This is a genomic window from Halolamina salina, assembly GCF_054653455.1.
The window spans coordinates 184,632-196,877 of sequence record NZ_BAAIGE010000002.1 but is presented as its reverse complement, the minus strand read 5'-3'; the positions used below and the strand labels follow the sequence as shown (position 1 = coordinate 196,877).

The window sequence follows — 12,246 nt, the reverse complement described above, 5'->3', positions numbered from 1 at the left end:
ACGCGGAAAGCGTTGGGTGACCAGCAGGCCGCGGTCGCTGGAGTCGCCTACACCAACAGCACCGCCAGCGCCGCCACCAGCACCGCCAGCACCAACAGCAGGCTCCGGTCGATCCCGGCTTTCGTCTCGACGGACTCCCGGCCCGTCGCCCGCGCGATCGCGGCGTCGGGATCCTTCGCTGCCCGGACCGACGCCTTCGCGAACGCGACCGCGGCGTCGTCGACGCGGGCGTACAGTTCGGTGACGCCCACGACCAGGTAGCGCGCACCGTAGAACGTCGCGGGGTTGTAGAGGTTGTCCACGTCGGGCACCCGACCCAGCCCGGAGAGGGGTTTCTTGACGAGCGCGAAGCCGACCAGCCCCAGCACCGCCAGCGCGACGCCCTCGATCAGGTGGGGCACCGTGTACGTGTGGTAGGCGTGGGCGACCACGTCGCCGTCGGTCACGTCGAACGGGAGCAGGCCGAACAGCGCGCCGTCGAAAATCCCGTAGAACACGCACAGCGCCGCGACGAGCACCATCGCGGCCGCCTGCCCGCGGTTGGCGTCCTTCACGCTGCCGTCGTACTCGCCGTGGAAGAACGCGTAGTAGCCGAACTTGATGAACGACATGAACGTCCCGACGCCCCCGAGCAGGAGGAGCAGTTCGAGCGTGTAGAAGTCGCCGAGGTGGATCGGCCCCTTCTCGAAGGCGTAGTGGCTCGCGGAGATCACGATCCCCTTGCTCACGAACCCGTTGAAGCCGGGGAAGCCCGCGATCGACAGCGCCGCCACCGTGAACGCCCCCGCGGTGATCGGCATCTCGCGGGCCAGCCCGCCCAGCTTCTTCAGGCTCTCCTCGCCGGTGCGGTAGATCACGACGCCGGCGGTCATGAACAGCAGCCCCTTGTAGAGGATGTGGTTGAACACGTGGGCGAAGGCGCCGGCCTGTGCCAGCGCGCCGCCGATGCCGACGCCGGCGACCATGTAGCCCACCTGCGACTGGATGTGGTAGGAGAGCAGCCGGCGCATGTCGTTCTGGAACAGCGCCATCGTCGCGCCGAAGACGGCCATCACGCCGCCCATGTACGCGACCGCGACGTTGCCGTCCCCCGGGAACACGCGGTACATCCCGTACACGCCGGTCTTGGTCGTGTACACGCAGAGGAACACGCTCGCCGCGATGTGCGGGCGCGGGTACGTGTCGGGAAGCCACGCGTGCAGGCCCACGAAGCCGACGTTGACGCCGACGCCGAGCGCCGCGAGTACCGGCGCCACCGGGCCGGCAAGCCCCGCCGTCTCGGGACCGCCGGGGACGCTCGCGAACAGGAACGTGCCGGTCTCCGCGAAATGCCAGACGACGGCGCCGAGGAACAGCGTGCCGCCGACGCCGTGGAGCAGGGCGTAGCGGAACCCCGCGCGGACCGCTTTCCCGCCGTAGTGCCACACCAGCAGCGTGCTGGTGACGGCCATCAGCTCCCAGAAGAAGATCAGGGTGAGCCAGTCGCCGCCGAAGACGGCGCCCAGACTGCTCGCGACGTAGGAGAGCGCGAACGCGGTCTGGACGTTCTCGGCGTCGCTGTAGTAGGAGTAGGCGACGCCGACCGCGCCGATGAACGCGAAGATCAGCCCCATCAGCGTCGAGAACGGATCGACGTTGAAGAGCACCGTCTCGAAGCCGAACAGGTCGACGTTCGCGAAGTGGGCGCCGGAGTCGACCAGCCAGACGTACGGGACGACCGCGCCCGTCAGCAGGCCCGCGGCCGCGTGGCCGAGCTTCCGGCCGAGCAGCGGCAGCAGGAGCGCGGCGACGATCACCGGAACGAACGGCGGAACGATCGGCTCCATCAGACGTTCACCCCCGTGGTGGCCGCGACGATCAGCCTGACGATCCGGAGGAACACCGCGGTGTCGGGGACGATGCCGAGCACGACCGAGCCCGTCGCCGCGAACAGGATGGGCCCGAGCATGAACCACGTGGACTCGCCGCCGAACCAGCCGCGGGAGTCCCAGTCGCCGCCGTGGCCGTGGTCGTCGTGCTCTTCGCCGTGCTCGGTCTCGGAGCGACCGCCATCAGTCGCGAGTTCGTCGTCGGCAGCGAACCGCCCGCCGAGCACGTGTTCGAGCAGCGGCTTCCCGTCGCTCTCGCCCTGCGACTCGAAGAAGGCGGCGTAGACGACGGGCCAGAAGTACGCGATGTTGAGAATCCCTGAGACCAGCAGCGCGGCGGTGAACACGAGCTGGCCGCCGGAGACCGTACCGATCAGCAGGAAGTACTTGCTCACGAAGCCGGCGAGCAGGGGGATGCCCGCCATCCCCAGCGACGCGACGCCGAAGGCGGCCATCGTCAGCGGCATCCGCTCGCCGATCCCCGCCATGTCGCTGATGTCGTCGGTGTGGGTCTCGACGTGAATCGCGCCCGCACAGAAGAACAGGGTGAGCTTCATGAACGCGTGGGCAGGGATGTGCAGCAGCCCGCCGACGAGCGCGTACGCTGACGCGCGGCCGGGCGCGAGCGCTGCGCCGACCGCCAGCCCGAGCACGATGTAGGAGAGCTGGCTCACCGTCGAGAACGCCAGCCGGCGTTTGAGGTTGTCCTGCCGGAGCGCGATCACGCTCGCGACGGTGAGCGTGAACGCGGCGACCACAGCGAGGGGGAGGCCCATCCCGATCTCCGCGACGGTCTCGGGGCCGAACACCTCGAGGATCACGCGCGCGATCCCGAACACGCCGGACTTCACGACCGCGACCGCGTGCAGCAGCCCCGAGACGGGCGTCGGCGCGACCATCGCGTCGGGGAGCCAGGAGTGCAGCGGCATCAGCGCCGCCTTCACGCCGAAGCCGAGGATCAGCAGCCCGAACGCCGCGCGGGCGAGCGTCGGATCGCTGCCCGCGAGCGCCTCGATGCCGCCGGGCGCGAACGCGGTCGTCCCGGCGAGCAGGTAGACGAGCACCGAGCCAGCGAGCACGGCGACGCCGCCGCCGAACGTGTAGGTGAGGTACTTCCGGCCGGCCGCGCGGGCCTCGTCGGTCTCGTCGTGGCTGACGAGGGGGTAGGTCGCGACCGTGAGCAGTTCGTAGAACACGAACAGCACGAGCAGGTTCGACGCGAACGCGACGCCGATAGCGGCGGCGACGCTGCCCGCGAAGGCCGCGAAGTAGCGCGTCTGGTCGTGCTCGTCGAGCCCGCGCATGTAGCCGATGCTGTAGAAGCTGGTGACCAGCCACAGCAAGCTGGCGAGCAGGCCGAACAGCACGCCCAGCGCGTCCGCCTGCACCGCGAACTCGACGCCGGGGACGAGCGTGCCGACGGCGCTGACGTACGTGTCGCCCGCGAGCACGCCCGGCACCATGCTGGCGACGATCCCGAGCGCCGACAGCGCCGCGAGCAGCGTCCACGTCTCCCGGACGTTCTGCCGCCCCCGCGAGGCGAGGATCGGGAGGATGGCGACTGCCGGCACGAGCACCGCTGCGAGGGGTCTGAGTGAAGCTATCTCGGTCATGAGAGGAGTGCCTGAACCGTCGGTTCGAGGAGCTGTCCGTACTCGAAGGCGAGCATCCCGAGGGCGATCGCCGCGAAGGCCGCGACGACGACGGTGGCGGTCATGCCGATCGAGGGGCGCGACAGATCCGCGCCGCCGTCGGTCGCCGACGGGGTATCGGCCGTGTCCCCGCTCTCCGAGGAGCGTGGCTCCTCGCTGCTTCCCGAGGAGCGTGGCTCCTCGCTGTCACGGAAGAACATCCGTTCGAGGATCCGCGCGAAGTACGCAAGCGTCAGCAGCGTGCTCGCGAGGATAACGACCGCGAGCGGCCACGCCGACGCCTCGACGGCGCCCAGCGCGACGTACCACTTGCCGACGAAGCCGACCGCCGGCGGCACGCCGACCATCCCCAGCGCGAGCACGCCGAACGCGCCCGCGCCGAGGGGGAGCCGCCCGACCAGCCCCGAGTACTCGTCGACCGTCCGGGCGCCCGTGGCGGTCGCGATCAGGCCGGCGGTCAGGAACAGGCCGCCCTTCATGATCGCGTGGCCCACGAGGTGGATCGTCGCGCCGATCAGCGCCGTCTCGTTCGCGACGGCGACGGCGCCGACGACCAACCCGAACTGCGACATCGAGGAGTAGGCGAGCATCCGCTTGATGTCGGTCTGGGACACCGCGAGCACGCTGCCGACGACGATGCTGACCACCGCGGCGGCGACCAGCAGCGAGCGCGCCGCGGGGTTTGCCTGCAGGAACTCGACGGTGAACACCGTGTAGACGATTCGGATCAGCGCGTAGGCGGCGACCGTCGACACCAGCGCCGAGATCAGCGCGCTCACCGAGTCCGGCGAGCCGGCGTAGGCGTCGGGCTGCCACGCGTGCAGCGGGAACACCGCGACCTTGACGAACAGGCCGACGACCAGCAGCGCGAACGCGGCCTGCACCAGCGTCGCGTCGTAGCCGACTGCCGCGAGCTGCTGGGAGAGGTCGGCCATGTTGAGCGTCCCCGTCGCGATGAAGGCGTAGCCGATCCCGAGCAGGAACAGGCTCGCGCCGACCGTCCCCACGATCAGGTACTTCAGCGCGGCGCGGGCCGAGCGACCGCCCTCGCCGCTGGCGACCAGCGCGTACGCCGCCAGCCCCGTGATCTCGAGGAACACGTACATGTTGAACACGTCGCCGGTGATGCTCATCCCGGTCAGCCCGGCGACGAGCAGGAGGTAGACGGCGTAGAACGCGTTACTCCGCGGGCCGGCCCGCCGCGCGTACGCGAGCACGCCGAAGGAGACCACCGCGACCAGCAGCGCCATCGTCGCCGAGAGGCCGTCGATGTACAGTTCGATGCCGAACGGCGCCTCGAACCCGCCGACGACGTAGCTGACCGTCGAGTCGAACGCCCGCGAAGCGAGTACGCCGGCGCCGACGACCTGCACGGCGGTCGTCACCAGCGCGACCGGCCAGCCCGAGCGTGAACGGGCGAGGCCCGCGAGGAACGCGAACGTCGACCCCAGCAGCGGGAGCGCCACCAGCAGCGCGGGGAGATCACTCATCGAGGCTCACCTCCCGGATCTCGCTCTCGCGGAGCGAGCCGTACTCGTCGTACACCCGGACGATCAGCCCCAGCGCCACCGCGGTGAGGCTGACCCCGACGACGATGGCGGTCAGGATCAGCACGTGCGGCAGCGGGCTGACGTACGGCGGCGACGCCGACAGCAGCGGCGGGCTCGCCCCCGAGACGAACGCCGAGGCGACGAAGAACAGGAAGATCCCCGTCTGGAACACGTTCATCCCGATCACCTTCTTGATGAGGTTGTCGCTGCCGATCAGCACGTACGTCCCGACGCCCATCAGCAGGAAGCCGACGAGGAAGTAGCCCCGCGACGCGAGCAGGTCGATCACGCCGACTCACCCCCGTTGAATCCGGACGCGATGGCGAAGAACAGGCCGGTGACGATGCCCGAGACGATCACGCCGATCCCCAGTTCGACGAACTCGATCCCGTACTTCGTCGCGTGGGGGATGCCGAGGTCGTGGTACACCGAGTACTCGAGGAAGCCGGCGCCGAGCAGCACGCTCCCGATCCCGGTGAACAGGAACGCGAGCATGCCGACGCCGATCAGCGCGACCGGGAGCCTGCTGCCGATCCACTCCCGGGTCGCCTCGATCCCGAACGCGATCCCCAGCATCAGGACGACCGTGCCGACGATGACGCCGCCCTGGAAGCCGCCGCCGGAGGAGTCGGCCCCGTGGAACATCACGAACAGGCCGAACGTGAACACGAACGGCGTCACTACGCGCACGGTGGCCATGATGATCGGGCTGCCGACGTACGGGCCGCTCTGGCCCGTCGGCACCTCCGTGTCGGGCGTTCCGGCGGGCTGTCGATCGCTCATCAGCCGAACACCTCCCTGTCGAGCACGACCAGCAGTCCGACGCCCGCGGAGTACACCACCGCGGCCTCGCCCATCGTGTCGAAGCCGCGGTAGGCCGCGAGCACGGCCGTCACGGCGTTTTTGACTTCGGTCTCCTCGTAGGCGTTGTCGAGGTAGTACTCGGTCACGTCGTCGTCGGACACCGCCGAGTTCGCGTCGCCCACCGCGGGCAGTGCGAACAGCGTCGTCGACAGCACCAACACGAGCGCGACCGCCACGCCGGCGGCCCGGAGGTCGATGCGTTCGAACGTCCGTTCCGTCTCGCGATGTTCCGTCTTCACGATCGTGAGCAGGAACAGCACCGTCATGACGCCGGCACCGACGGCGGCCTCCGTCAGCCCCACGTCGGGCGCACGGAGGAACACCCAGACGATCGCGATGCCGAGGCTGTACGCGCCGAAGGCGACGACCGAACTCAGGACGCTGCGCAGCGCCGCCGTCGCGACCGCGGCGCCGACGACCAGCGCGAGCAGGGCGATCTCGAACGGCGTCATGGCTCCTCCTCCTCGCCGGTCCACGGTTCGATTCCGAGTTCGTTCGCCGCCCGGGTGATGGCGTGGGCTGCAGTGGGGTTAGTGATGAACATGAACAGCAGCAGTAAGACGACTTTCAGCGTGTCGAAGCCGACCCCGTAGGTGACCGCGACCGCGCCCAGCGAGAGCACGGCGCCGAGCGTCTCGCTCTTGGAGGTGCTGTGGGCGCGCGCGTACACGTCAGGCAGTCGGAGCAGCCCGACTGCGGCGACGACAGCGAAGAACGCGCCGCCGACCACGAACACCACCACGGCGATCTCGCGGGGCGTCATAGCACACCTCCACGCTCGACCTGGAACTTCGAGATGGCGATGCTGAGCAGGAAGTTCAGCAGGGCGTAGACGAGCGCGATGTCCAGCGCCCCGGGCTCGCCGATGGCGGCGGCGATCAGCGCGATCACGATCACGACGTTCGAGCCGACGAAGTTGATCGCGATCACGCGGTCGGGCATCGTCGGCCCGGCGATCGCCCGGTAGATCCCCACCAGCGAGACGAGGACGAACACCGTCGCCGCGCCCAGCAGGACCTGTTCGATCATTCGTTCTCCTCCTGCTGTCGGCGCTCGAACGGGCTGGGGATCCGGGCGGCCGCGCGGCCGTAGAACACGAACCGGACCGCCCGTTCGAGCGTCCCCGCGAACAGCGCTTCGCGCGCGCTTCCCGTCAGCGTGTGGATGACCATGTGCTGGCGCTCCACGTCGACGGTCAGCGTGCCGGGCGTGAGCGTGATGCTGTTGGCAAGCGTCGTCACCGGCAGCGCCGACCAGACCGCGGCGTCGAACTCCACCAGCTCGGGGTCGATCGGCAGGTCGGGGTGGAGCACGATGTACGCGATCTCGAAGTTCGCCTTCACGATCTCCCAGAGCAGGAACGGGACGTACAGCGTGAACCGCGCCAGCCGGCCGGCGGTCTGGCTCAGATCGATCGCCGACGTGAGCGAGACGCGCCACAGCGCGACGGCGACGATCCCCGCGCTGATCGTGCCGGTCGCGAGCTCGAAGGGGGCGATCGAGCCCGCGAGCAGGAGGTAGAACGCGAACGACGCCGCGAACAGCGCGAAGAACTGCGTGAGCGTCCCCCGGCGGACCAGCGGCTGGGAGGGCGTCTCGACGTTCCGGGGCGCCTCCTCGACCGCGAGGCCGGCCCGGCGGACTTCCGCCTCCAGCGAGGGCAGCAGCGGCGTCGAGCCGATCGGGTCGTACCGGGGGTCGAACACCGCCAGCCCGAGGTCATGTTCGTTGGCGTAGCGGACGAGCACGTCGGCGTAGTCGTTGGGCGTCGAGAGGTACTCGTGGGTGGCCACGAGCGCCGTCTCGATCGTCACGTCCGCGCCGTCGGCGTCCTCCTCGGCCCACGACGCCACGCGGTCGAGCAGCGTCCGGGCGGCGTCGACCCGCGGCGAGCCAGAGCGGAACGTGATCTTTTCCGGGAGCGGGTAGACGAAGTGGATCGCCGGCGGCGACCCCGCCTCGTCGGCGCGGGCGAGCGCTTCCTCCACGACGTAGGCGACCGTGTTCCGGAGGCTCGCCGACTCGTCGACCGGGACGAGCAACCGTGACTCGGTCACGGCGACCACCCCACGGACGGACGGCCTGCCGGACGAACTGGATCGAGTGGCATCAGTAGTCGCCCGTGGGTTCGACCACGCGCTTTATAGACGTTCTCACTCCGGTCGTGGGCGGCGGCGGCCGGTCCCGGTCCGTCGACACCGGACCGAGGTGCCGCGGGCCGGGGAGACGTAACTGCTTCCGGCTCTCCGATCGCCGCGTGCTCCCGAATATACGGCAATATGTAACTTCGAACAGTTACTCCGAGAAGCGAACGTTTTTCCCCCGCCGGCGTTATGCCGAGTACGATGCAACGACGGAAGTTCCTGCAGGGGGTCGGGCTGGCCGCAATCGCGAGCACCGCCGGCTGTACGCAGGTCACCGGATCCGAGTCCGAGGGCGGGCCGGGCGTGGCGGGGGAGACGCTGACGCTCACTACCACGACGAGCACGTACGACACGGGGTTGCTCGACGCGATCCATCCCGAGTTCGAGGACATGTACGGCGTCACCGTCGACGCCGTCGCACAGGGGACGGGGGCGGCGCTGGAGACCGCCCGCAACGGCGACTCGGACGTGGTGATGGTCCACGCCCGCGGGCTGGAGGACGAGTTCATGCGCAACGGCTACGGGATCAACCGCCGGGATCTGATGTTCAACGACTTCGTGATCGTCGGGCCAGAGAGCGACCCCGCGGGGATTCAGGGGATGGAGTCGGCGACCGAGGCGCTGGCCGCCATCGCCGAGCAGGAGGCGGCGTTCGTCTCCCGCGGCGACAACTCCGGGACGCACACGAAGGAGCTGAACCTCTGGGACGCCGCGGGCGTCGAACCCGGCGGCGACTGGTACCAGGAGATCGGCGCCGGGATGGGCGAGGCGCTCAACAACGCGAACCAGCAGGACGCCTACACGCTCTCGGACCGCGGGACCTTCATCTCCCAGCGCTCGGAGATCGACCTCACGATCCTCGTCCAGGGGCCGATCGAGGGCGGGCCGGAGATCCTCTCGAACCCCTACGGGATCATGGCTGTCAACCCCGGCGTCCACGAGAACGTCAACTACGACCTCGCGATGGCGTACATCGGCTGGATCACCAGCCCCGGCGCCCAGGACGCCATCGCGAACTACGAGATGAACGGGGAACAGCTGTTCTACCCGCGGGCGATCTCGGAGGACCCCGACTTCCAGCAGTACGTTCCGGAAGGTTGGAGTAGCGACTCGTCCAGCGAGTAACCGTGCCGTTCGATCCGGTCGTGCTGCTCCCCCTGCTCGTCGAACTCCCCTTCGAGGACGGGTACGTCCAGAGCATAATCTCCGTCTCGCTGTACGTGAGCTGTACCGCGGTCGCGCTGAGCACGCTGGTCAGCATCCCCGTCGCGCTCCTCATGGGCTTCACCGAGTTCCCGGGCAAGCAGTTCGTGAAGTCGATCATCAACACCGGGATGGGCTTTCCCAGCGTCGTCGTCGGGCTGCTGGTGCTGTTCACCGTCTCGAACCAGGGGCCGCTCGGGCCGCTGGACCTGATCTTCACCAAGGAGGCGATGATCATCTCCCAGTTCGTGCTCGCGACGCCGCCGATCACCGCGATCAGCCTCGCGGCCATCACTGGCGTCGACGAAAACGTCCGCGACGCCGCCCGCGTCCTCGGCGGCACGCGTCTCGACACGGCGCTCGTGGTGATCAAGGAGGCCCGCTACGGCATCGCGACCGCCGTGCTCGCCGGCTTCGGTCGGGCGATCAGCGAGGTCGGGTCGGTGCTGATCGTCGGCGGGAACATCACCAGCGCCGACGGCATCTCCCAGACGCGGACGCTGACGACCGCGATCCAACTGGAGGCCCGACAGGGCCAGTACGACACCGCGCTCGTGCTCGGCGCGGTGCTGGTGGCGCTCGTGCTGCTCGTCAACGCGATCGTCGTCCGACTCGGCGACACGGAGGCGGTGAACCGATGATCCGGCTCGACGGAGTCGCCCACGCCTACGACGAGGAGGCGGTCGTCGACGACGTGTCGCTCTCGATCGAGCAGGGCGAGGTAACCGCCGTTATCGGCCCCTCCGGCGTCGGGAAGACCACGCTGCTACGGGTGCTCTCGCTGTTCCTCGAACCCGACGAGGGGCGTGTCGAACTCGACGGCCAGTCCGTCTGGGACGCCGACGAGGAGGAACGGCTGGCGCTCCGGCGGCGGGTCGGGATGGTGTTTCAGGAGGCCAGCCTGTTCGACGCCACGGTCGCCCGGAACGTCGAGTACGGGCTGCGGGTCCGGCGGGACTGGGACGACCGCATCCGCCGGCAGTTCCGGTCGCTCGTCGGGTCGCCCGAGCCGCCCGAGGCCGTGACGGACGCGCTCGATATCGTCGGGTTGGACCACAAGCTCGACCAGCCGGCGGGGTCGCTCTCGGGCGGCGAGGCCCAGCGCGTCTCCTTCGCACGGGCGCTCGCGTACGAACCCGACTACCTCCTGCTCGACGAGCCGACCTCCGACCTCGACCCGCGGAACACGGGGCTGATCGAGGCGGCGATCGGCGAGGCCCGCGACCGCGGCATCGGCGTCGTGATCGCGACCCACGACATGCACCAGGCCGAGCGCGTCGCCGACCGCGTCGGCGTGCTGCTCGGCGACGGGTTCACCGAGATCGGCCCCACCGAGCGGATCTTCGAGGACCCCAGCGACGAGCGCACCCGGAAGTTCATCTCCGGGGAGCTGGTGTACTGAGCGGATCGGAGGGCGGGCCGACGGGCGTTCCTGCCGTCCCGACACGCTTAACCACGAACCACGGGAACCGAGAACCAATGAGTCAGGCGCTCGCGGACCGGGAGCTCGCGGCCGTCATCGGGCTGGAGGTCCACGTCCAACTGGAGACCGACACGAAGATCTTCTGTAGCTGCTCGACCGACGCCGCCGACGACGAGGAGCCGAACAGCCGCACCTGCCCCGTCTGTCTGGGGCTGCCGGGCGCGCTGCCCGTGCTCAACGAGGCCGCCGTCGAGTCGGCGGTCAAGATCGGGAAGGCGCTCGACGCCGACATCCCCGAGGAGACCACGTTCCACCGGAAGAACTACTTCTACCCCGACCTGCCGAAGGGGTTCCAGCTCACCCAGTACGACGCGCCGATCTGTGCCGACGGCGAACTCGAAGTGCGCGTCGAGGGCGAGCGCCGCACCATCGGCGTCCGGCGCGCCCACCTCGAGGAGGACCCCGGCAGCATCCAGCACGAGGGCGGCAACATCGACACCGCCGACTACACCCTCGTCAACTACAACCGCGCGGGCACGCCGCTGATGGAGATCGTCACGCGGCCGGACTTCCGCTCGCCCGCCGAGACCCGCGAGTTCCTCGCGAAACTGGAGGAGGTGCTCGAGTACCTCGGCGTGTTCGACGCCAACCGCGACGGCAGCCTGCGCGTCGACGCCAACATCTCGCTGGTCCCCGCCGACGCGATCAGCGAGGACGGCGAACTCGACGAGGACGCACGGGACGAGGCCAACCGCACGGAGGTCAAGAACATCTCCAGCCACAAGGGCGCCGAGCAGGCGCTGGCCTACGAGATCACTCGGCAGAAAAACGCCGTCAAGCGCGGCCGCGAGGTCGAACAGGAGACCCGCCACTGGGACGAGAGCCGCGGCGTCACCGTCTCGATGCGCTCGAAGGAGGAGGAGAAGGACTACCGCTACTTCCGCGAGGCCGACCTACCCCCCCTCCAAGTCTCCGACTGGAAGGAGCGCATCCCGATCCCCGAACTGCCCGACGACCGCCGCGAGCGCTTCCGCGAGGAGTACGGGCTGAGCGAGGAGGCCGCCTCGAAGCTCACCTCGCGGAAGTCGGTCGCGGACCTGTACGAGCAGCTCGCCGAGGAGTTCGAGCCCGACCTCGCGGCGACGTGGGTCGCGGACAACCTCCTCGGCGAACTGAACTACCGCGACATGGCCGTCGCCGACGTGACCGACCGCCTCGACGAGATCGAGCACGTGATCCGCCTCGTCGCGGAGGACGAGCTCACCGCGAAGAACGCCGAGGAGGTCGTGCTCCGCCGGATGCTCGACGAGGGCGAGCACCCCGACGAGATCATCGAAGCGGAAGACCTCGGGAAGGCCAGCGGCGGCGAGGTCGAGCAGGCCGTCGCGGAGGCGATCGAGGAGAACCCCGGCGCCATCGAGGACTACGAGTCCGGCGACGAGGGGGCGCTGAACTTCCTCGTCGGGCAGGTGATGGGGAAGACCGGCGGCTCGGCCGACCCCGGGCAGGTGAATCAGCTACTGCGGGAGCGCCTCGAGTAGC

The 12,246-nt window shown here is 69.3% G+C and carries 13 protein-coding genes; 4 read left to right on the top strand and 9 right to left on the bottom strand.

What is annotated here, in order from left to right:
* Positions 1–47: 47 nt before the first annotated feature.
* The 9 genes from ACYQZ5_RS01355 to ACYQZ5_RS01315 are packed head-to-tail and all read right to left on the bottom strand — an operon-like array spanning position 48 to position 7,991.
* Positions 48–1,826, bottom strand: coding sequence for a Na(+)/H(+) antiporter subunit D (locus ACYQZ5_RS01355; protein ID WP_379731101.1), 1,779 nt, complete (start codon positions 1,824–1,826; stop codon positions 48–50).
* Positions 1,826–3,481, bottom strand: coding sequence for a cation:proton antiporter (locus ACYQZ5_RS01350; RefSeq protein ID WP_379818596.1), 1,656 nt, complete (start codon positions 3,479–3,481; stop codon positions 1,826–1,828). The genes ACYQZ5_RS01355 and ACYQZ5_RS01350 overlap by 1 nt, the downstream gene beginning before the upstream one ends.
* Entirely contained in the window at positions 3,478–5,010 is a 1,533-nt protein-coding gene (locus tag ACYQZ5_RS01345) for a monovalent cation/H+ antiporter subunit D family protein (RefSeq protein WP_379818594.1), read from the bottom strand. Before ACYQZ5_RS01345 ends, ACYQZ5_RS01350 begins: the two co-directional genes overlap by 4 nt.
* On the bottom strand, positions 5,003–5,359 hold the full coding sequence (locus ACYQZ5_RS01340; protein ID WP_379731015.1) for a cation:proton antiporter subunit C: 357 nt from the start codon (positions 5,357–5,359) through the stop codon (positions 5,003–5,005). The genes ACYQZ5_RS01345 and ACYQZ5_RS01340 overlap by 8 nt, the downstream gene beginning before the upstream one ends.
* Positions 5,356–5,853 (bottom strand): MnhB domain-containing protein, encoded by a 498-nt coding sequence (locus tag ACYQZ5_RS01335; protein ID WP_379731016.1) that lies wholly within the window; start codon positions 5,851–5,853, stop codon positions 5,356–5,358. Before ACYQZ5_RS01335 ends, ACYQZ5_RS01340 begins: the two co-directional genes overlap by 4 nt.
* Positions 5,853–6,386, bottom strand: a complete 534-nt coding sequence (locus tag ACYQZ5_RS01330) for a DUF4040 domain-containing protein (protein WP_379731017.1) — start codon at positions 6,384–6,386, stop codon at positions 5,853–5,855. The genes ACYQZ5_RS01335 and ACYQZ5_RS01330 overlap by 1 nt, the downstream gene beginning before the upstream one ends.
* Complete coding sequence (mnhG, locus tag ACYQZ5_RS01325; RefSeq protein WP_379731018.1) at positions 6,383–6,697, bottom strand: monovalent cation/H(+) antiporter subunit G; 315 nt, start codon at positions 6,695–6,697, stop codon at positions 6,383–6,385. Before mnhG ends, ACYQZ5_RS01330 begins: the two co-directional genes overlap by 4 nt.
* On the bottom strand, positions 6,694–6,963 hold the full coding sequence (locus tag ACYQZ5_RS01320; protein WP_379731019.1) for a monovalent cation/H+ antiporter complex subunit F: 270 nt from the start codon (positions 6,961–6,963) through the stop codon (positions 6,694–6,696). The genes mnhG and ACYQZ5_RS01320 overlap by 4 nt, the downstream gene beginning before the upstream one ends.
* Positions 6,960–7,991: a monovalent cation/H+ antiporter subunit E gene (locus ACYQZ5_RS01315; protein ID WP_379818592.1), complete on the bottom strand. Its 1,032-nt coding sequence runs from the start codon at positions 7,989–7,991 to the stop codon at positions 6,960–6,962. Before ACYQZ5_RS01315 ends, ACYQZ5_RS01320 begins: the two co-directional genes overlap by 4 nt.
* A gap of 288 nt (positions 7,992–8,279) precedes the next feature.
* Between ACYQZ5_RS01315 and ACYQZ5_RS01310 the strand changes: the two genes are divergently transcribed.
* The 4 genes from ACYQZ5_RS01310 to gatB all read left to right on the top strand — a co-directional run bounded on the left by ACYQZ5_RS01310 (position 8,280) and on the right by gatB (position 12,245).
* The gene (locus ACYQZ5_RS01310) at positions 8,280–9,203 is read left to right on the top strand and encodes an ABC transporter substrate-binding protein (RefSeq protein WP_379731021.1); all 924 of its coding nucleotides are present in this window, start codon (positions 8,280–8,282) and stop codon (positions 9,201–9,203) included.
* 2 nt (positions 9,204–9,205) lie between these two features.
* A complete protein-coding gene (locus ACYQZ5_RS01305; RefSeq protein WP_379731022.1) occupies positions 9,206–9,922 on the top strand; it encodes an ABC transporter permease in 717 nt (238 codons plus the stop codon).
* Complete coding sequence (locus ACYQZ5_RS01300) at positions 9,919–10,683, top strand: amino acid ABC transporter ATP-binding protein (RefSeq protein WP_379818590.1); 765 nt, start codon at positions 9,919–9,921, stop codon at positions 10,681–10,683. Before ACYQZ5_RS01305 ends, ACYQZ5_RS01300 begins: the two co-directional genes overlap by 4 nt.
* A 77-nt stretch (positions 10,684–10,760) precedes the next feature.
* Positions 10,761–12,245, top strand: a complete 1,485-nt coding sequence (gene gatB, locus ACYQZ5_RS01295) for an Asp-tRNA(Asn)/Glu-tRNA(Gln) amidotransferase subunit GatB (RefSeq protein WP_379731024.1) — start codon at positions 10,761–10,763, stop codon at positions 12,243–12,245.
* Position 12,246: the final 1 nt, after the last annotated feature.